Origin of the sequence: Bradyrhizobium sp. dw_78 (genome assembly GCF_018449525.1) — a bacterium.
Taxonomy (GTDB): domain Bacteria; phylum Pseudomonadota; class Alphaproteobacteria; order Rhizobiales; family Xanthobacteraceae; genus Bradyrhizobium.
The window spans coordinates 118,698-138,570 of record NZ_JAAVUS010000006.1 but is presented as its reverse complement, the minus strand read 5'-3'; the positions used below and the strand labels follow the sequence as shown (position 1 = coordinate 138,570).

Sequence of the window (19,873 nt, the reverse complement as noted above, 5' to 3'; positions counted from 1 at the left end):
CGGAGAGTCTGTCCCGGCGGCCCTTTATTTATGGGCTTATGTTTATTTATATGCTTGGCGCGTCAGGCTGGCCCGTTATTAGCTCGGTCGAACCTCATCCGGCCTGCCCGAGATTGCGTGATGTCAACGAGCACGCCGTGATGCGGCAGAGTGACGCGGCCCCAATGATCATGGTGTCTTGGAGCGGAGCGGGCACTGGCTGGCGTCAGGAAAACGTATCAGACAAAATGAGAGAGCCGGCTTCCGATTCAATCAGAACCCGATAGGGATCTAACTAAGTTTGCGCGATTTTTGGAATTCGTCGGGCTTCCGGCCGGCTTGAGCCTGACGGCGACGGCTTCCACGACTGTTCCGAGTTTGCCGGCAGGGGTACGCGGGCTCTTGGCAGAGCCGCGGGCCGCTTACCGGATCAGGAAGCCGCAGCCCGCGGCGCGCGGTTGCGCGAATTGCGCTGGAAGAACAGCGCCTGGCTCGCCACCGCCGACACCATCGCAGGCTGGAACGGCTTGGAGATCAGGAAGGCCGGTTCGGGGCGTTCGCCGGTCAGGAAGCGCTCCGGATAGGCGGTAATGAAAACCACCGGTACCTCGAAGGTCCGCAGCAATTCGTTGACGGCGTCGAGACCCGAACTGCCGTCGGCGAGCTGGATGTCCGCCAGAATCAGGCCGGGCTTCTTGTTCTTTGCCAGCGCCACGGCATCCGAATGGGTGCGGGCCACGCCGATGACGTTATGCCCGAGATTACGCACCAGGCTCTCGAGATCCATCGCGATGAAGGTCTCGTCCTCGATGATCAGCACGTCGGTGGCGATTTCCGCCGCCATTTCCCGGCCTGCCGTGTCGGCAAGCTGGCGGGTCTCGGCAACGTTGGTATTGAGGATGAACGCCACTTCCTCTTCCGAAAAACCTTCCAGCGACAGCAGCAGGAAGGCCTGGCGCGGCAACGGCGTGATGTTCGACAGCCGGCGCTCCGAGGGCATCGGCAGCGTCGCTACTTCGGAATCGTCGTTGATCGCGACCGAATTCCAGATTTGCGTAAACAGCCGGAACAGGCCGGCCCGCGCGCCGTGCTGCTCGTCGAGCAGCGACGGATCCTGCAGCAGGGCTTCAAGCATGGCGCCGACATAAGCGTCGCCCGACGCCTGGTTTCCCGTCAAGGCACGCGCATAGCGCCGCAATAACGGTAAATGTTCAGCAACGAGCTGTGATCGAGACATCCCCACTCCATCGATTGTCTTGGGTCAAAATAGCTGACGGGGTGACCCGGGACTCCCCTGACGTGCGTGACTACGCCTGAACCCGACAAAAGTTCCCAATAATAGTTCCCGCTTGCCGGAACTTTCCGGCGCAGTTCGCATTAGGCAATCATGCGGGTGCCTCACAGGCCTCAGGGACCGAGGACAAATCTTGAAAATTCAGGGACTTAACTCTCGGGGGAGCGTGGATCAGGTCATGAAAGATGTAAAGTCCAAGAATGCCATGCCCGGCAAGCAGGGCGGGCTCAATTCCGAGATTCAGTCGAGGATCGGCCATCAACTCCGCGCCATGTATGACGATGTTGTGAGGCAGGGGGTGCCCGAACGCTTCGCGGAGCTTATCCGAAAGCTTGATGCAGCCGAGCCCAACCCCCACCTAGGGAGTTCGGGCGACCAAGATGACGGGAGGACTTAATGCCTCTCACCGAATCACTTCGCGACGACATTCTGGCGGCGGTTCCCAGTCTGCGCGCGTTCGCAATCTCGCTTAGCGGCAATGGCGACCGCGCCGACGATCTGGTGCAGGAGACGCTGCTTCGGGCGCTGGCCAATATCGACTCATTCCAGCCCGGCTCGAACCTGCCGGCTTGGCTGTTCACGATCTTGCGCAACCTGTTCCGCTCCGATTATCGCAAGCGGCGGAGGGAAGTGGAGGATGCCGAAGGCAGCTACGCCAAAACTCTGAAAACCCAGCCGGCGCAGAACGCGCATCTGGAGTTTGAGGAATTCCGCGTGGCGCTGGACAAATTGCCGCAAGACCAGCGTGAAGCTCTTATTCTGGTCGGCGCTTCCGGCTTCTCCTATGAAGACGCTGCGGCGATCTGCGGTTGCGCGGTCGGCACCATCAAGAGCCGCGTCAACCGCGCGCGGTCGAAACTCAGCGCCTTGCTATATGTCGAGGGCGCCGATGATTTCGGGCCCGATGATACGGTGCGCGCCGTGATCGGGGGCAGCGGTGGCGGAGGCTGATCCGGCCGCCGCCCTGCCACAACGATAACCTGCTCCGATATAAGCCGCTGGAGCTTCGGGTTCTGATTAAGTCAGAACCGAAGCTCCAGCTTTTTGCTTTGACGCGGTTTATTGATGCGAAGCCGGCCTCCATCCAGCTATTCCCAAATCCGGGACAGGGTTTCGTTCGAAAACGCGATAGATCGTCGTCAGCGCCGGGACAGTTGCTCGGTGCGGTCTCTCTCGGTCATGTCGATGACGGTCTCCATCGGCGCCGTAAGCTCGTACACATAGCTCACATCGGTGAAGTAGCGTTTCGAGGTGCCCCCAAGCGCTTCGGGAGCGACGCGGTCGAGCAGGATGACGCCGAAATCGCTGTCCGGCCGCCGCGTCGCCTCGCTGGTGTTGAACTCTTCCCAGCGGAAATGAAACACCGCCTCGGGCTCTTCTCCCGTCACGTCCCAATGCGCGACGATATGCGGGTGCTTGCCGACCAGCGAAAGCCCTTCGTCCGAATGCGACGCCAGTTCGAAAAACAAGAGCGAGAGGCTCTGTGCGGCTCGCGCGCTGACGGCAATATCGGGGCCGCTCACGGCGATGCGCTCCGAGTGAGGAATGGCGCGCGCCTCGAACAGCCCCTGCAATTTCACGCCCTGCCACTGGCTTTCGCTCAACAGCGAGACCACGTTCGACATCGCATGAATACGGCCGATCAGAAGTTCACGGGCAACATCGATGTCCGAGCCGTGACGCAGCGTGCGGGTCACGATCGACTGGATCACCGCCAGGATATTCTTGACCCGGTGATTGAGCTCGTCGATGACGGCGGTCAGCCGGCGCTCGAATCCGATCCGCACCTGGATTTCACGGCTGAGCCGCAAATTATTGTACGCGACATAGCCGAACAGCCCGCAGACGATACCGGTCAGCGCAAGCCCGATCGCAGCCACGATGGCCGCGGTCTGCGCGGCGCGTTTCATCGCATTGGTCTTGGCATAATAATTGAGTGACCAGTCGCGGCCTCCGAAGGTCACGGTCCTTGTCGCCGTCGGCGTCAGTGCGTCGGGACTCACGGCCCTTGACGACACGATGCCCTGGTCATTGGCAATCAGCTCGCCATTGGCGCTGCGGGGATCTTTCAAGGCGACCGAGAACAGCGAAAGATCGTCGTTCGTCAGCATCAGCGGCGCCAACTCATATGAAAAGATCACGAAGCCGGCCGGCGAAGCAACGCCATCCGGCATGACCGGCGTCGCCAGGACAACACCGATCGGCCCATTCGCCCGCAGGAGCGGAAATGGATCCGACGCGACAGGTTTTCCCGCGGCCATCGCTCGTGCAAGCATCGGCCCCAGAATCGGGTGCTGATCGGGCGAGCGGCCGGCTAAAGCCGTCGTCTGCGCATCCCGAGGCTCGACGTCCATCAATATATCGATGGGCTGGTCGGGAGCCCGCATGTCCAACGGAGAATCGTCGTCGTTGCGGATTGTCGGATTGGGGAAACCGGCCTTCACCAGTTCGGCACGCGCGGCATCCAATTCGGTCGGCTTGATTCGTGCAATCCAGGCGGCAACCACGAAGTCCGTCTTGAAAGCGTAGATCGAGGTCCGCAGCGGCCGCAGCATGTCGGCCTTGATCACCGACGGCGTGTGAAACAGGCCGGACGCGACGCGCGCCAGCAATTCGCGCTCGGTCAGCCGGTCCTGAACCAGGCTGGCGTGAACGTCGATCGCGCGCGCCATCGCGATGCCGTCGAGCGTCAATTCCTGATCGTGAACACGATAGGCGGCAAGACCGGAGATCAAGACCCCGATCAGTGCGATAAAACCAATGATAAATCCCAGCCGAACCACTCGTTTACCCGGAAATGAGGGGTTGGCGAAGCAATCGATCAAACATGTGACATTCGCGGCGGCGGCAACAAACTGAAACAGATTGCGGGCCAACCGCCGGGCATAATGAAGGAGCGATCATCGGTACGCAACCGCGGTGGACGATTAGGGCTAAATACGTGGCTTAAGCGTGATGCCGGAGGGACCGGAGTGAGTTAATCGCGGCGGATGAATTTTGTTCCCGCCGATTGGCTCAAAGTCTATAGCGTTTTCGAGCGAAGTGGATTCCGGTTCGCGTGAAGAAAACGCGTCAAAAGTATAGCCCGGTTCTGATTCAATCAGAACCGATAAGGCTCCCGGAAGCGTGCGGGCCGCAAGGCCACACGAGCTAAGAAGGTTAACGAATCCGGTCGACCCGCCTCATCTCTTAACCCGCCTTGCCTCGCGCCACGCCGAGACCGCCTTTGGCCTCGATGAATCCGATAATCCGATCCAGCCCCTCGCTCTTTTTCAGATTGGTCATGACAAAGGGCCGTTCACCGCGCATCCGCCGGGCGTCGGTGTCCATCTTTTCCAGCGACGCGCCGACATAGGGCGCAAGGTCGATCTTGTTGATGACCAGAAGATCCGACCGGGTGATGCCAGGCCCTCCCTTTGACGGAATTTTGTCACCGGCGGCGACATCGATGACATAGATCGTCAGATCGGCCAGCTCGGGCGAAAATGTCGCAGCGAGGTTGTCCCCGCCGGATTCGATCAATACCAGATCGAGATCGGGAAACCGCGCGCGCATGTCGGCGACCGCGGCGAGATTCATCGAGGCGTCCTCGCGGATCGCCGTATGCGGGCAGCCTCCGGTCTCGACACCCGCGATACGATCGGGCGTCAGCGATCCCGACCGCACCAGGAACTCGGCATCCCATTTGGTGTAGATATCGTTGGTGATCGCCGCGATGTCATAGCGCTCGCGCATCGTCTTGCAGAGCAAATCCATCAACGCGGTTTTTCCCGATCCGACGGGGCCGCCGATGCCGATCCGAAGCGGGCCATGAGCATTGGGCATTGTCAGAATATTCCTTCGTTGCCGTCATCCCGGCGAATGCCGGGACGACGCGTGGAAAGCGCATCGCGCACATTCATGACCTGAACAACCTTGTGTACTGCGTCTCGTGCCGCATGCTGGCAAGGTCCGCACGAAAGGTGGCGCTGCCGAGATCGTCGAGCGACGCGTCGAGCGCACGCATCGCCGTTGCGGCAACGACCGGCTCCAGCGCAGCCAGTACACGCTGGCTGTCGGTCTGTCCCAGCGGAATGAGCCGGGCGCCGGCGGAGATCCAGTTCGAGGTCAGCGCGTGAAGAAAGCCATGAACCGTGAGCGCGAGAGGAACCGCATGCGCCGCGCTGACGAGGCCGACCGCCACGGGATAGACGATGATTCCATTGCAGCACGAGACCAGATGATCCAGACCCTCGCCATTCCAGGCCGCGCGCGCGATGTCGATGAAGGCGCGGCCTTGTGCCGCAGTCTCGAGATGACGCTCGCGGGACGGCACGAACGCCGCCGCAAGTTCGGAGATTTCCGAAAGAGCCGTGCTGTCACCCGCCAAGGCAGCGCGGTGTACCTGCGCCAGGAACACGCCGTCGCAAAATCCGGGCCCGTCCGCGAGCATCGCACCGAGCCAATCGCGCAACGACGCCGCATCGACGATATCACCGGCTTCGACCGCCCACTCGATGCCGCTCGAATAGGAAAAGGCGCCGACCGGGAATGACGGCGACAGCCAGGTCATCAACCGGTACAGCGCCGCGGTCTCGCCGATCTTCACCTCGCCTCGATCGCCGACCGGGCGCACGGCGGCATCTCCGCTTGCGCCGGCTTTCATCGCTGCGCGCCGTCGTGGTTTTGCCGGCGGCTTATTTGTGGTCATGAGCATGGGTATGGCCGTGCTGATGCCCATGATCGCCGTGCTCGTCATGGGGATGGTGGTCATCATCATGATGATGACCGCCATGATCGTGCGACGCATGATCATGGGCCGCATGGTGGTCATGGGGATGACCTTCGGGCGCGTGACCGTGCCCGCCGCCGGCATAGGCGCCGCCTTCCGGATCGAACGGCGCTTCGATCTCGATGACGCGCGCGCCAAGCCCCTTCACCATCGCCTCGATGACATGATCGCGACGGATGCGCAGGCCCTTCGCCATGATCTGCGTCGGCAAATGACGGTTGCCGAGGTGCCAGGCGACCCGGATCAAATGATGCGGATCGCTGCCGCGAATCTCGACTAGCGGCTCCGGCGCCGCGACCACTTCGATCAAGCGCCCATCGTCAAGCACCAGCGCGTCGCCGCCGCGTAACGCCACGGCGTTTTCGAGATCGAGCAGGAATTCGAGCCCGCGGGTTCCCGTCATCGCCATCCGCCGCCGGTGACGATCGTCGAAATCGAGCACGACGGTATCGACCGGCGTTTCGGTCCAGCGGGGCTGCGGCCTGACTTGCGTGGCGCGGATCATATGCTAGCGGACCTCGACCTTTTCCGGCGTGATGACCTCGATCCGCGGCGGCGATGTCATGCATTTCACGGCGACGCGGCCGAACGCTTTCATGTGCTCGGCGCTGCGGTGCGGCACCAGCGCTTCGGCGTTTTCCCACTGCTCGACGAACACCATTTTCGCGGGATCTGTCACGCTCTCGTGCAGATCGTAGGCGATATTGCCGGGTTCCTTGCGGGTTTCCTTGATGCAGGCGGTGGCGGCGGCGATGAACTCGGCGCGAGTTTCAGGCTTCACGGTCAGTGTGGCAACGACATAAATCACGAAGAATCCTCCCGGCTTTGCTTTGGCTACGATGGCCGGGAGCGATCCTAGAACATGAAATAGCGCTGCGCCATGGGCAGCACCTCGGCCGGCGCGCAGGTCAGAAGCTCGCCGTCGGCGCGCACCTCATAGGTCTCGGCGTCAACCTCGATCTTGGGGGTGGCGCTATTATGGATCATGCTCTTCTTGGAGATGCCATCACGGGTGTTCTGGACTGCATAAAGCTTCTTGTCGATACCGAGTTTCCGCGCCAGCCCTGACGTCACCGCGGCCTTGGAGGTGAACACCACCGAGGAAGCGGTCAGCGACTTGCCGAAAGCCGCAAACATCGGCTGGTAATGCACCGGCTGCGGCGTCGGAATCGACGCGTTGGGATCGCCCATCGGCGCCGCGACGATCGAGCCGCCCTTGATGATGCAATCGGGCTTGACGCCGAAGAAGGCGGGCGACCACAGCACGAGGTCGGCGAGCTTGCCCTTCTCCACCGAGCCGATCAGTTTCGAGACGCCATGCGCGATCGCGGGATTGATGGTGTATTTGGCGATGTAGCGCTTGACGCGAAAATTATCGTTGTTGCCCTTCTCCTCCGGCAGCGAGCCGCGCTGCTTCTTCATCTTGTCGGCGGTCTGCCAGGTGCGGATGATGACCTCGCCGAGCCGCCCCATCGCCTGCGAATCCGATGACATCATCGAGAGCGCGCCAAGATCGTGCAGGATGTCCTCCGCCGCGATGGTCTCCTTGCGGATGCGGCTTTCGGCGAAGGCAAGATCTTCGGCGATCGAGGGATCGAGGTGATGGCAAACCATCAGCATATCCAGATGCTCGTCGATGGTGTTGCGGGTAAAGGGCCTTGTCGGATTGGTCGAGGACGGCAGCACGTTTTTCAGGCCAGCAATTTTAATGATGTCCGGCGCGTGGCCGCCGCCAGCGCCTTCGGTGTGGAAGGCGTGGATGGTGCGTCCCTTGAACGCCTTCACCGTATCCTCGACGAATCCGGATTCGTTCAGGGTGTCGGAATGGATCATCACCTGGACGTCGTAATCGTCGGCGACCGACAGGCAATTGTCGATCGCGGCAGGCGTGGTGCCCCAGTCCTCATGCAGCTTGAGCGCACAGGCGCCCCCCTTGATCATCTCCACCAGCGACGCCGGCCGCGAGGCGTTGCCCTTGCCGGAAATGCCGAGATTGACCGGGAACGCGTCGAACGACTGGATCATCCGCGCCATGTGCCAGGGACCGGGCGTGCAGGTGGTGGCAAAGGTGCCATGCGACGGGCCGGTGCCGCCGCCCAGCATCGAGGTGACGCCACTCATCAGCGCGTGCTCGATCTGCTGCGGACAGATGAAATGGATGTGGCTGTCGAAGCCGCCCGCGGTGAGGATCTTGCCCTCACCCGCGATGATATCGGTACCGGGACCGATCACGATGGTCACGCCGGGCTGGATATCCGGGTTGCCGGCTTTGCCGATGGCGCTGATGTAACCTTCCTTGATCGCGACATCGGCCTTGACGATGCCCCAGTGATCGACGATCAGCGCGTTGGTGATGACGGTGTCGGCCGCGCCCTGCTTGTTGGTGGCTTGCGACTGGCCCATGCCGTCGCGGATCACCTTGCCGCCGCCGAATTTCACCTCCTCACCGTAGGTGGTGAAATCCTTTTCGACCTCGATGATGAGATCGGTATCGGCGAGCCGCACCCGGTCGCCGGTCGTCGGCCCGAACATATCAGCATAGACGGAACGTTTTATCTTGACGGACATGTCGTGCTCCAGCCTTCAAAAAATAGGCGGTTATTTGCAAAGGTGGGAAATGGCAGGCATGGGGGACTCGCGGCTACCCCTTCCCCAACAAGGGGAGAGGGAGAATGACGGCGGCGATCGTATCCAAAGAGATCACAGCTTGCCCATCACCTCGCCGCGAAAGCCATAGACGGTGCGCTTGCCGGCCAGCGCCACAAGCTGCACGTCGCGGGTCTGTCCCGGCTCGAACCGCACCGCGGTGCCGGCCGCGATATCGAGCCGCATGCCGCGGGCTTTCTTGCGGTCGAATTTCAGCGCCGGATTGGTCTCGAAGAAATGATAGTGCGAGCCGACCTGAATCGGGCGATCGCCTGAATTGGCGACGGTGAGCATCACCGTCTTGCGGCCGGCATTGAGCTCGATCTCGCCGTCCTGGATAAACAATTCACCGGGGATCATGGTCTATTCTCCTGGGTCATTCCGGGGCGCGTCGAAGACGCGAACTATGATGTGCAATTGCAGATCGGAGAATCTCGAAATCAAGAACCTCTGGATTCCGGCTTCGGCCGCTTTGCGGCCGCCCCGGAACGACATTGATGTCACCGGATCGGCTCATGCACGGTCACGAGCTTGGTGCCGTCCGGAAACGTCGCTTCCACCTGGATGTCATGGATCATTTCCGAAATGCCCGGCATCACCTGCGCCCGCGTCAGCACCTGCGCGCCGGCCTGCATCAATTCGGCGACGGTACGGCCGTCGCGCGCGCCCTCGACAATGAAATCGGAAATGATCGCGATGGCTTCGGGATGGTTGAGCTTGACGCCGCGCTCCAGCCGCCGTCGCGCCACGATGGCGGCCATCGAAATCAGAAGCTTGTCCTTTTCACGGGGAGACAGATTCATACATGCACTCTGATAGTTTTATCGACCTAATTGAGCCAGGACCTAATTGAGCCAGAGCCGTGGCAGCGCTGAACCGCTGGCGCGGCCGAGCACCGCCATTATATCGGCGCGAAGCCGCGTCGCATCTTGGGCACAGAAACGGACCATTGCAAACCCATTCCAGGCGGACACGCCGACCTCCCCACCGAACGATTCGGAAAGTTCGCGAATCCGCTCCACCAGCGCCTCATCGCCCGGTACGATCAGCACGGTGCCGATCGCCACCCCGCCTCCTGCAATCGCCGGACGATTGAGTTTTTCGCCGATATCGCCATCGAGCCGGACGGTTTCCGCAAACACCAGCCGGCCGCCGCGCCGAACGCGCCAACGGTCGATGAATTCGCCTTGCAGCATGCGCTCGCCCATCGCCGCACGACCGAACACCACGATCTCGCACAGCAGAAGCGACGCGCTGTCCGCCAGATCAATATCGATCTTGCGCGAAATCCGCGCCCGGTCGAACAGGATGGTTTCCTGCGGAAGCCAGGCCAGATGCGAGCCCGCCGCAGCCTTCAAGGCAATGTTGAGCTGCGCCGCCGCCCCTTGCGCACGGTAGACTTTTTCCGCCGCCGCCGTCGTCACCGCGAGCCGCGCCCCCTCACCGGTGGCGATGTCGATGTCGAACCGGTCGCCGCCGGCGACACCACCCGCGGTATTGACGAACACCGCCGAAAGGCCTTCCGCCTCGGGCGAAGGAAAGCGAACCCGCAGCGAGCCGGATTCGTGCAGATGGCGGCGGCGGGTAACGCCCTCGGCCCGATGCACGTCGAACGTCACCGCGCCTTGCGCGCGGTTGGCCGCGAAGATCGCCGAAGCCGCGCTCGTGATATCGGTCTGCATTGGCCCCCCGGTGCGCGACCCAGCCGGCCGCCTGACAAAGCTTGGGTTAAAGCGCCATCTGGCGGCTGATTTCGGCGGGATCCATCGCGCTGCGGTCGCAGGCATATTTCACCGCACCGCGATCCATCACCGCAAAATTGTCGCCGAGTTCGCAGGCAAAGTCGAGATATTGTTCGACCAGGACGATCGCGATGTTGCCGAGATTGCGCAAGTAGGAGATGGCGCGGCCGATATCCTTGATGATCGACGGCTGAATGCCTTCGGTCGGCTCGTCGAGCAGCAGCAGTTTCGGCCGCATCACCAGCGCGCGCCCGATCGCCAATTGCTGTTGCTGGCCACCGGACAGGTCGCCGCCGCGGCGGCCGAGCATCGAGTTCAGCACCGGAAACAACGAGAATACGTCATCGGGAATGTTGCGGTTTTCGCGCTTCAACGGGCCGAAGCCGGTCTTGAGATTTTCCTCCACCGTCAACAGCGGAAAAATCTCGCGGCCCTGCGGCACGAAGCCGATGCCGCGCCGCGCCCGCTCATAAGGCTTGAGGCCGGTGATGTCGGCGCCGTCGAAGGTGATCGAACCGGAGGAAATCGGATACTGGCCGACCAGCGCGCGCAGCAGGCTGGTCTTGCCGACGCCGTTGCGGCCGAGCACGCACGTCACCTTGCCGGGCTCCGCCGAGATCGAAACCCCGCGCAGCGCCTGCGCCGCGCCGTAATAGAGGTTGATGTCTTTTACGTCCAGCATCGTGAGTGCCTCTTCGGGCGAACGGTGAGCAGCGAATAGTTAGAAAAAGGAATTTCCATTCGCTATTCGCCACTCCCTCTTCGCTCTCTTCATCTTCCCAAATACACTTCGATCACCCGCTCGTTGGACGACACCTGATCGATGGTTCCTTCGGCGAGCACCGTACCTTCGTGCAGGCATGTCACCTTGACGCCGAGCTCGCGGACAAAGGTCATGTCGTGCTCGACCACCATGATCGTCTTGTCGCGATTGATTTCCCGGAGCAGTTCGGCGGTCTGATGGGTTTCGACGTCGGTCATCCCGGCGACGGGCTCATCGACCAGAAGCAGCTTCGGATCCTGCGCCAGCAACATGCCGATCTCCAGCCACTGCTTCTGCCCATGCGACAGGCTCCCGGCGAGGCGATCGCGCGCATCGGTCAGGCGGATGGTTTCCAGCACGCGATCGATGCGTTCGGATTCGGGCTTGGTCTCGCGCCAGAACAGCGTGCCCTTGACACTGTGATCGACGTTGAGCGCAAGCAGCAGGTTGTCCTCGATGGTCTGGCTTTCGAACACCGTGGGCTTCTGGAATTTCCGGCCGATCCCGAGTTCGGCGATACGCGTCTCGTCGAGCCGGGTCAGGTCGGTGACGCCGTCGAACAACACCGTGCCCTCGTCCGGCTTGGTCTTACCGGTGATGATATCCATCATCGTCGTCTTGCCGGCGCCGTTCGGGCCGATGATGGCGCGCATTTCGCCGGGCGCGAGCGTCAGCGACAGATTGTTGATGGCGTGAAAGCCGTCGAACGAGACGTGTACGCCGTCGAGATAGAGCAACGCCGAAGTGGCGCGGGTGTCCATGACGTTCATCCGCTCACTCCGCCATGTTCGGTTCGCTGACGCCGTCTTCGCGGGCGGCGCTCGCGGCATTGGCCGCGAGGCGGCGCGCCTTCCACGGCTCCCACCAGGAATTGAAGGTGCCGATGATCCCCTTGGGCAATAGCAGCGTCACCAGGATGAACATGGCGCCCAGCATGAACAGCCAATACGGCGCCAGCGCACCGGAGGTGAAATAGGTCTTGGCATAGTTCACGACCACCGCGCCCAGCGCCGCGCCGATCAGCGTGCCGCGGCCGCCGACGGCGACCCAGATCACCGCCTCGATGGAATTGCCCGGCGCGAATTCCGATGGGTTGATGATGCCGACCTGCGGTACATAGAGCGCGCCGGCAACGCCGGCCATGCAGGCCGACAGCGTGAACACGAACAGCTTGTAGGATTCGACGCGATAGCCGAGGAACCGGGTGCGCGATTCCGCGTCGCGCACCGCGATCAGCACCTTGCCGAGCTTCGAAGTCACCACCGCGCGGCAGATCAGGAAGCCGACGATCAGCCCGAGACAGCTCAGCGCGAACAATGCGGCGCGGGTACCGTCGGCCTGGACGTTGAAGCCGAGGATGTCCTTGAAATCGGTCAGGCCGTTATTGCCGCCGAAACCGAAATCGTTGCGGAAAAAGGCGAGCAGCAGCGCATAGGTCATCGCCTGCGTGATGATCGAAAGATAGACGCCGGTGACGCGCGAGCGGAACGCCAGCCAGCCGAAGCAGAACGCCAGCAAGCCTGGAACGACAAGGACCATCAGGCAGGCGAACCAGAACATGTCGAAGCCGTGCCAGTACCACGGCAGCTTGGGATAGTTCAGGAACACCATGAAATCCGGCAGCAGCGGATTGCCGTAGACGCCGCGGCTGCCGATCTGGCGCATCAGATACATGCCCATCGCGTAGCCGCCGAGTGCGAAGAAAGCGCCGTGACCGAGCGAGAGGATGCCGCAATAGCCCCAGATCAGATCGATCGCGAGCGCCAGGATGGCGTAGCAGACATATTTTCCGAACAGCGAGACCAGATAGGTCGGCACCTGAAACAGCGATCCGGCCGGTAGCAGCAGGTTCGACAGCGGGATCAACACGCCGCACGCAACGACCGCCATCAGAAAGACGGTCGCGCTGCGATCCAGCGAACGCGTGAGCACGTGCGGCATCATGCTTCCACCGCCCGCCCCTTGAGCGCAAACAGGCCGCGCGGACGCTTCTGGATAAAGAGGATGATCAGCACCAGGATCGCGATCTTGCCGAGCACCGCGCCCGCGACCGGCTCTAGGAATTTGTTGGCGATGCCGAGCGTGAACGCGCCGACCAGCGTACCCCAGAGATTACCGACGCCGCCGAACACCACCACCATGAAGGAATCGATGATGTAGCTCTGGCCGAGGTTGGGGCTGACATTGTCGATCTGCGACAGCGCCACACCGGCGATCCCGGCGATCCCGGAGCCGAGACCAAAGGTCAGCGCGTCGACGCGCGAGGTGGCGATCCCCATCGACGCCGCCATGCGCCTGTTCTGCGTCACCGCGCGCATCTCCAGTCCCAGCGCGGTGTAGCGCAGCATCGCCAGCAGGATCACGAACACCGCCAGCGTGAAACAGAGAATCCAGAGCCGGTTATAGGTGATCGTGATCTGTCCGAGCTGGAATGCGCCGCTCATCCAGGAGGGGTTGGCGACTTCCTGGTTGGTCGGGCCGAACAGGGAGCGGACGGCCTGTTGCAACACCAGCGACAGGCCCCAGGTCGCGAGCAACGTTTCCAGCGGCCGGCCATACAGAAAACGGATGATGGTGCGTTCGATCAGGATACCGATCGCGCCCGCCACGATGAAGGCCGACGGCACCGCGATCACCAGCGCGTAGTCGAACAATCCCGGAAAACTGTTGCGGATGACCTGCTGCACCACGAAGGTGACATAGGCCCCGATCATGACCATCTCGCCATGGGCCATGTTGATGACGCCCATGACGCCGAAGGTAATGGCAAGCCCGATCGCGGCAAGCAGCAGAACCGAACCGAGCGACAGGCCATACCAGGCATTCTGCACCGCCGACCAGATCGCGAGCCGGCTTTGGATGGCCGCGATCGCACTGGCCACGGCGTGCGTCACCGCTGGCGGCTGGTCGGCCGGCACATCGCTCAGCATCGCCAGCGCCTCCTGGTCGCCGCGATCGCGGATCGCCGCGATCGCGTCCAGCTTCTGGGCCTCGGTGGCGTCGTCCTTGAACAGCAGGATCGCCCCGCGCGCTGCGGTAAACGCCTGCTTGGCGTCCTTGTTGGTTTCCTTTGCGAGCGCGCCTTCGATCGCGAGCAGCATCGCTTCGTCATGGGTCTTGAAGATCGATTGCGCCGCCTCGATGCGCTTGCCGGCATCGGGCGACGACAACGTCAGGCCGCTCATCGCGGCTTCGACGCTGCGGCGCAGCCGGTTGTTGAGGCGCACCGCGCTCGCGCTGTCGGGCACGCTTGCGACCGGCGCGCCGGTTTCGGCGTCGATCGATTTGCCGTCGGGCTGCGTGACATAGACTTTCTTGGCGTCGGCATCGAACATCAGCCGGCCGTCCTGCAACGCGCTGATGACGGTAAAGGCGAGCGGATTGCCGCTGGTCGCGATCGCGTTGATCGCCTCTTCGGTGTCGGAAAAGTCGTCGGTGGTGAATTTGCCGATCGCGTCTTCGAACGGCCCGGCCAGAACCGGGAGTACAGTCGCCAAAATGATCAGCAATGCGAATGGTAGTGCGCGGACGTTTCTAAGGACCTTGGTAAGCACTGGCAGACCCCGGCAGGAGCAACGGGAAGGCGGCGGGCATTGCCGCCTTCCCTTTTTTGTTGGAGGCGTCAGGAAGACTTCAGGAGTCCGACCTCAGGAGCCTTGATCTCAGGAACCTTGGCCGAGACACTTGTTGGTCTTGGTGTTGTAGTTGCCGCACTTCTTGCCGACCCAATCGCCGATCAGGTCCTTGGAGTCAGGCAATTCCTTCGACCAGGCGTCGCCGGCAACCAGGCCAGGCGTTTTCCACACCACGTCGAACTGGCCGTTGCCCTTGATCTCGCCGATATAGACCGGCTTGGTGATGTGATGGTTCGGCAGCACCTCGGCCACGCCGCCGGTGAGGTTCGGCGTCTTGGTGCCCGGCAGCGCGTCGATTACCTTGTCGGGATCGGTCGACTTGGCCTTTTCAACCGCCTTCACCCACATGTTGAAGCCGATGTAAGTGGCTTCCATCGGATCGTTGGTCGTGCGCTTCGGATTCTTGGTGTAGGCCTGCCATTCCTTGATGAACTGCTCGTTGGCCGGCGTTTTGATCGACTCGAAATAATTCCAGGCGGCGAGATGGCCGACCAGCGGCTTGGTGTCGATGCCGGCGAGTTCTTCTTCACCCACCGAGAATGCGACGACCGGAATATCGGTTGCCTTGATGCCCTGGTTGCCGAGTTCCTTGTAGAAGGGAACGTTGGCGTCGCCATTGATGGTCGAGACCACCGCGGTCTTCTTGCCGGCCGAGCCGAACTTCTTGATGTCGGCGACGATGGTCTGCCAGTCGGAATGACCGAACGGCGTATAGTTGATCATGATGTCTTCGTCCTTGACGCCCTTCGACTTCAGATAGGCTTCGAGGATCTTGTTGGTGGTGCGCGGATAGACGTAGTCGGTGCCGGCCAGCACCCAGCGCTTCACCTTTTCTTCCTTCATCAGGTAATCGACCGCAGGGATCGCCTGCTGGTTCGGCGCGGCGCCGGTATAGAACACGTTGCGCTCGCTCTCTTCGCCTTCATACTGCACCGGATAGAACAGGATGTTGTTCAGCTCCTTGAACACCGGCAGCACGGATTTGCGCGACACCGAGGTCCAGCAGCCGAACACGACCGCGACCTTGTCCTTGGTGATCAACTCGCGGGCCTTTTCGGCGAACAACGGCCAGTTCGATGCGGGATCGACGACCACGGCTTCGAGTTTCTTGCCGAGAACGCCGCCCTTTTTGTTCTGCTGGTCGATCATGAACAGGACGGTATCCTTCAGCGTGGTCTCGCTGATGGCCATGGTGCCGGAAAGTGAATGGAGAACGCCGACCTTGATGGTGTCGTCGTCCGCCCTGGCCGCCGAAAAGCCGGCCACTCCAAGCGCGAGCCCGGCGATACCCGCCAGCCAGCTCCGCCGGGTCAACGGCTTCACAATTTCATGCGTAAGTTTTTTGGTAACCATAAAATTTCATCTCCCTGACGCAGACGTTGGACGCTGCGAAACGGCCCCACGGCCGCCTTGCGCGCGATCAGAATCGCAAGAACCATGCCACGATGCATAGGGACCCTAAGCATATGGCATGGCTAATAAATCCATCCTGCCGCGGGAGACGGCGAGAACATATGCACAAAATTAAGGCTGAAAAAATGTATACGTTACAAGCAAACAGTTTACTCAATAGGCAATTGCGGCATAATGTCTAAATTTCCGGCAGATGCTCATAGGGCGGCCATAGGCGGGATGTAACTCTTTGTTCCTGCGCCATTTTTTCTGTGCAACCGACCGCGAATTGGCGCCGCTGCCGCCGGCACCCGCCTTGTTTCACAATTCACCTTGAAAGCGCCGCGTTCGTGTTCCATATGATCACGTAAGACCCTGGGAATCACCGGGTCACTGCGAGCTGCGTGTTCTGGGCCGTTCAACGGTTTCTGGCTTGCCCTTTTTAGCTAACCAAAACCGACGCCCCAAACACGCGGGTGTCTCTGACACCCTCGCGCGCTCCTGGCCAATGTCGCCGGGCGCCTGCTTTTTCATAGAAAGAAACATCCTTTTGACCTCCTTTCAGGATTTCGGCCTCGCCGATCCCATTTCGCGTGCGCTTCAGGAAGAGAATTACGTAACGCCGACGCCGATCCAGGCCCAGACCATTCCCCTTGCCCTCGCCGGCCGCGACGTCGTCGGCATTGCCCAGACCGGCACCGGCAAGACCGCTTCCTTCGCCATCCCGATTCTGAATCGCATTCTGGAAAACCGCATCAAGCCACAGCCCAAGAACTGCCGTGTGCTGGTGCTGAGCCCGACGCGCGAATTGTCGGGACAGATTCTCGACAGCTTCAACGCCTATGGCCGTCACATGCGCCTCAGTTCGGCGCTGGCGATCGGCGGCGTACCGATGGGACGCCAGGTCCGCGCGCTCATGCAGGGCGTCGAAGTCCTGGTCGCCACCCCCGGCCGCCTGCTCGATCTCGTACAGGGCAACGGTTTGAAGCTCGGCCAGGTCGAGTTTCTGGTGCTCGACGAAGCCGACCGTATGCTGGACATGGGCTTCATCAACGACATCCGAAAGATCGTCGCAAAATTGCCGGTCCGGCGGCAGACGCTGTTTTTCTCGGCGACGATGCCCAAGGACATTGCCGAGCTGGCCGAAGCGATGCTGCGCGATCCGGCGCACGTGGCCGTGACGCCGGTGTCCTCCACGGTCGAGCGCATCAACCAGCGCATCATCCAGGTCGATCATGCCTCCAAACCCGCCTTCCTGGCGCAGCTCCTCAAGCAGGAGCCGGTGGACCGCGCGCTGGTCTTTACCAGGACCAAGCACGGCGCCGACAAAGTGGTGAAAAGCCTGGAAAAGGCCGGCATCCGCGCCGACGCCATTCACGGCAACAAGTCGCAGAACCACCGCGAGCGGGTGCTGGCGGCGTTCCGTTCCGGCCAGATCCGCACGCTGGTCGCCACCGACATCGCCGCCCGCGGCATCGATGTCGACGGCATCAGCCATGTGGTGAATTTCGATCTCCCGAACGTGCCCGAGACCTATGTCCATCGCATCGGCCGCACCGCACGTGCCGGCGCCGAAGGGACCGCGATCTCGCTGGTCGCGGGCGGCGAAGAGCTGGCCTATCTGCGCGACATCGAACGGCTGATCCGCGTCACGCTGCCGCGCGAAGACCGCCGTACGCCGGGCCAACGCGATCAGGCGCCAGCCGCCCCCTCGCCGCATCGGGGCGGACGATCCGCGCCGCATACCCATGCGGCAAGAACAAATGAAACGGCGCCCGGTTCAAAAGGCCCTCGCCGCCGCCGCCGTGTCGGTGGTAGTAATGCCGCCCCGCAAACCAACCGGCAGGAACGTCCGCCACAAGGCGGCGGCAAGGCCGAAGACCTGAAGGCTGAAGGCATGCAAGGCGTTGCTTTTTTGCACCGCGAAAGCCGTCCCAACACCCGCCCCAATCGCACCCAAGGACCACGCTAGCCGCTGATCGATCTGGAGATAATTGATGGCTAAAGAAGAGCTGATCCAGTTCGAAGGACTGGTCACCGAAATCCTTCCCGATGCGCGCTACCGCGTGCAGCTCGATGCCGGGCATGAAATCGTCGCCTATACCGCCGGCAAGATGAAAAAGAACCGGATCAAGACGCTAGCGGGCGACCGGGTGACGATCGAGATGTCGCCCTATGACCTGGAAAAGGGCCGCCTCATATTCCGCCACAAGGACGAACGTCCGGGCGGCGGCTCGGCCCCGCGCGGCGCACCGCCACGCGGACAATTCCGCCGCCGCTGAACGCGGCTTCCGCCGCTCGATATCGCCAGACGCCACGATGCCGGCGTCCGGCGACGGGGTGATATGGGCCTATTCGGGTCGATCAAAAAATCATGCACCTCAGGATTGTTTTGGAGACCCGATTCCCATAATATGGGCCATCGATTTTCGGCCGGACGACATGAGCTAACCACCGGTATAGCCGGTTTAGACGCTGACGACCCTTCCAAAAATTCGATCTCACCAGCCCGCAAAAATGTGGGTTTCGACATTTGATATCTGAGAAGGGACTATCCCGTGAGCATGGGAACGGTAAAGTGGTTTAACGCGACCAAGGGCTATGGCTTCATTCAGCCCGACGACGGCGGCAACGATGTGTTCGTGCATATCAGCGCGGTCGAACGCGCCGGGCTTGGAACGCTACGCGAGGGCCAGAAGATCTCGTACGAGATCGTGGCAGATCGCCGCTCCGGCAAGTCATCGGCCGACAATCTGCGCGCCGCCGGCTGAGCGAATTCATTTGGTCCCGGCTTTCATGGAAGCTGGGATTTTCAAAATGCAATCCGCGTCGAATTAAAAAGGCCGCGCGGATTGCGCGGTCTTTTGCTTATGGCTGGCGGCTAGGTGGTGCGGCCCAGGGAAGTGTTTTCACAGCGCTTCCGAGCGTAAGCCCGCCCGGTATCCGGCTTGATCCGAGATTGATTCCGGTTCGTGTGAAGAAACCGCGTCATGACCAGGACCGGAGCCCCGGCACGGCCTCGATCAGAACCGATACAACTTCAGGACGTCGGGCAGGTCGGGTTGCCTGACGTCGCTTCCGGATAATAGACGCAATTGTACTGGCGAGGCCGCGTATAGGCAACGTGGCTCAGCGTAATGCCAGCTTTTGACATCACATAGCCCACGGTCGGCGTATAGAGATAGCTGACCTCGCTCAAAATCAAATAGCTGCCGTCAACCGCAAGGGCCGCCGGAAGCGCGTACGCCGATTTCGTCGCACGCACCGCCCCGCCTTGATATCCCTTGCTCCATTCCACCCGCGCCTTATGCGTCGTCGGATCGACATAGAGTTCGGAAATGACAATCTTTAACGGCGTTGTCGAGTACGGCGTCATGATCGCCTGGCTTGCCTGAAAGAAAGAGGTGAAGTCGGCATCACTGACCCCAAGCGTCGGCGACTGCGACGTCAAATCGGACATCGTTCGCGCCAGCAGCGTGACCTTGCGGTCAATCGCGATGCCGGAAGAAAACTCAACCGTCCCAAAAAACAGCACCAGCATGATCGGCACGATCATGGCGAATTCAACCGCAGCAAGCCCGCGACGGTCCCGGATCAGCCTGAGAACGGAAGCCCGCGCCCGGCGCCGGATCTCCGATACCGGTTTCATCG

21 protein-coding genes are annotated in these 19,873 nt (G+C 61.5%); 5 read left to right on the top strand and 16 right to left on the bottom strand.

Going from position 1 to position 19,873, the window contains the following annotated elements; all coding sequences use genetic code 11:
- Nucleotides 1-409: 409 nt before the first annotated feature.
- Nucleotides 410-1,216, bottom strand: coding sequence for a response regulator (locus HB630_RS16970; protein WP_213773418.1), 807 nt, complete (start codon nt 1,214-1,216; stop codon nt 410-412).
- Between the two features lie 235 nt (nt 1,217-1,451).
- On the opposite strand from HB630_RS16970, the gene HB630_RS16965 reads away from it, so the two are divergent.
- Together HB630_RS16965 and HB630_RS16960 are read left to right on the top strand one after the other, a co-directional pair.
- Nucleotides 1,452-1,670, top strand: a complete 219-nt coding sequence (locus tag HB630_RS16965; protein ID WP_213773417.1) for a NepR family anti-sigma factor — start codon at nt 1,452-1,454, stop codon at nt 1,668-1,670.
- Nucleotides 1,670-2,224: a sigma-70 family RNA polymerase sigma factor gene (locus tag HB630_RS16960; RefSeq protein ID WP_213773416.1), complete on the top strand. Its 555-nt coding sequence runs from the start codon at nt 1,670-1,672 to the stop codon at nt 2,222-2,224. Before HB630_RS16965 ends, HB630_RS16960 begins: the two co-directional genes overlap by 1 nt.
- A 188-nt stretch (nt 2,225-2,412) precedes the next feature.
- Here HB630_RS16960 and HB630_RS16955 read toward each other — a convergent pair whose 3' ends face one another.
- The 14 genes from HB630_RS16955 to urtA all read right to left on the bottom strand — a co-directional run bounded on the left by HB630_RS16955 (nt 2,413) and on the right by urtA (nt 16,183).
- Complete coding sequence (locus HB630_RS16955) at nt 2,413-4,056, bottom strand: HWE histidine kinase domain-containing protein (RefSeq protein WP_213773415.1); 1,644 nt, start codon at nt 4,054-4,056, stop codon at nt 2,413-2,415.
- A 406-nt stretch (nt 4,057-4,462) separates the two neighbouring features.
- A complete protein-coding gene (gene ureG, locus HB630_RS16950; RefSeq protein WP_213773414.1) occupies nt 4,463-5,098 on the bottom strand; it encodes an urease accessory protein UreG in 636 nt (211 codons plus the stop codon).
- Between the two features lie 73 nt (nt 5,099-5,171).
- Nucleotides 5,172-5,825, bottom strand: coding sequence for an urease accessory protein UreF (locus HB630_RS16945; protein WP_249780902.1), 654 nt, complete (start codon nt 5,823-5,825; stop codon nt 5,172-5,174).
- Nucleotides 5,826-5,949: 124 nt separating this feature from the next.
- Nucleotides 5,950-6,549 (bottom strand): urease accessory protein UreE, encoded by a 600-nt coding sequence (locus HB630_RS16940; protein WP_213773413.1) that lies wholly within the window; start codon nt 6,547-6,549, stop codon nt 5,950-5,952.
- A gap of 3 nt (nt 6,550-6,552) precedes the next feature.
- Complete coding sequence (locus HB630_RS16935) at nt 6,553-6,852, bottom strand: antibiotic biosynthesis monooxygenase (RefSeq protein ID WP_213773412.1); 300 nt, start codon at nt 6,850-6,852, stop codon at nt 6,553-6,555.
- Nucleotides 6,853-6,899: 47 nt separating this feature from the next.
- The gene (gene ureC, locus HB630_RS16930; protein ID WP_213773411.1) at nt 6,900-8,612 is read right to left on the bottom strand and encodes an urease subunit alpha; all 1,713 of its coding nucleotides are present in this window, start codon (nt 8,610-8,612) and stop codon (nt 6,900-6,902) included.
- 132 nt (nt 8,613-8,744) lie between these two features.
- Nucleotides 8,745-9,050 (bottom strand): urease subunit beta, encoded by a 306-nt coding sequence (locus HB630_RS16925; RefSeq protein WP_213773410.1) that lies wholly within the window; start codon nt 9,048-9,050, stop codon nt 8,745-8,747.
- A 140-nt stretch (nt 9,051-9,190) separates the two neighbouring features.
- A complete protein-coding gene (locus tag HB630_RS16920) occupies nt 9,191-9,493 on the bottom strand; it encodes an urease subunit gamma (protein WP_213773409.1) in 303 nt (100 codons plus the stop codon).
- A 42-nt stretch (nt 9,494-9,535) separates the two neighbouring features.
- Nucleotides 9,536-10,372 carry an urease accessory protein UreD gene (locus tag HB630_RS16915; RefSeq protein WP_213773408.1) on the bottom strand — a complete coding sequence of 279 codons (837 nt, stop codon included), beginning with the start codon at nt 10,370-10,372 and terminating at the stop codon, nt 9,536-9,538.
- Between the two features lie 46 nt (nt 10,373-10,418).
- Nucleotides 10,419-11,114 carry an urea ABC transporter ATP-binding subunit UrtE gene (gene urtE / locus HB630_RS16910; protein WP_213773407.1) on the bottom strand — a complete coding sequence of 232 codons (696 nt, stop codon included), beginning with the start codon at nt 11,112-11,114 and terminating at the stop codon, nt 10,419-10,421.
- Nucleotides 11,115-11,203: 89 nt separating this feature from the next.
- The gene (urtD, locus tag HB630_RS16905; protein WP_213773406.1) at nt 11,204-11,965 is read right to left on the bottom strand and encodes an urea ABC transporter ATP-binding protein UrtD; all 762 of its coding nucleotides are present in this window, start codon (nt 11,963-11,965) and stop codon (nt 11,204-11,206) included.
- A 4-nt stretch (nt 11,966-11,969) separates the two neighbouring features.
- On the bottom strand, nt 11,970-13,139 hold the full coding sequence (gene urtC, locus HB630_RS16900) for an urea ABC transporter permease subunit UrtC (RefSeq protein ID WP_213773405.1): 1,170 nt from the start codon (nt 13,137-13,139) through the stop codon (nt 11,970-11,972).
- Nucleotides 13,136-14,698 carry an urea ABC transporter permease subunit UrtB gene (gene urtB / locus HB630_RS16895; RefSeq protein ID WP_213773638.1) on the bottom strand — a complete coding sequence of 521 codons (1,563 nt, stop codon included), beginning with the start codon at nt 14,696-14,698 and terminating at the stop codon, nt 13,136-13,138. Before urtB ends, urtC begins: the two co-directional genes overlap by 4 nt.
- Nucleotides 14,699-14,857: 159 nt before the next feature.
- Nucleotides 14,858-16,183: an urea ABC transporter substrate-binding protein gene (urtA, locus tag HB630_RS16890; protein ID WP_213773404.1), complete on the bottom strand. Its 1,326-nt coding sequence runs from the start codon at nt 16,181-16,183 to the stop codon at nt 14,858-14,860.
- Between the two features lie 589 nt (nt 16,184-16,772).
- Here urtA and HB630_RS16885 point away from each other — a divergent pair.
- The 3 genes from HB630_RS16885 to HB630_RS16875 all read left to right on the top strand — a co-directional run bounded on the left by HB630_RS16885 (nt 16,773) and on the right by HB630_RS16875 (nt 18,993).
- Nucleotides 16,773-18,194 carry a DEAD/DEAH box helicase gene (locus tag HB630_RS16885; RefSeq protein WP_213773403.1) on the top strand — a complete coding sequence of 474 codons (1,422 nt, stop codon included), beginning with the start codon at nt 16,773-16,775 and terminating at the stop codon, nt 18,192-18,194.
- 25 nt (nt 18,195-18,219) lie between these two features.
- Entirely contained in the window at nt 18,220-18,504 is a 285-nt protein-coding gene (gene infA / locus HB630_RS16880) for a translation initiation factor IF-1 (RefSeq protein WP_213773402.1), read from the top strand.
- 276 nt (nt 18,505-18,780) lie between these two features.
- Complete coding sequence (locus HB630_RS16875) at nt 18,781-18,993, top strand: cold-shock protein (RefSeq protein ID WP_002714433.1); 213 nt, start codon at nt 18,781-18,783, stop codon at nt 18,991-18,993.
- Nucleotides 18,994-19,262: 269 nt separating this feature from the next.
- Here the strand turns inward: HB630_RS16875 and HB630_RS16870 are convergent, their stop codons facing one another.
- Nucleotides 19,263-19,871 (bottom strand): TadE/TadG family type IV pilus assembly protein, encoded by a 609-nt coding sequence (locus HB630_RS16870; protein WP_213773637.1) that lies wholly within the window; start codon nt 19,869-19,871, stop codon nt 19,263-19,265.
- Nucleotides 19,872-19,873 lie beyond the last annotated feature (2 nt).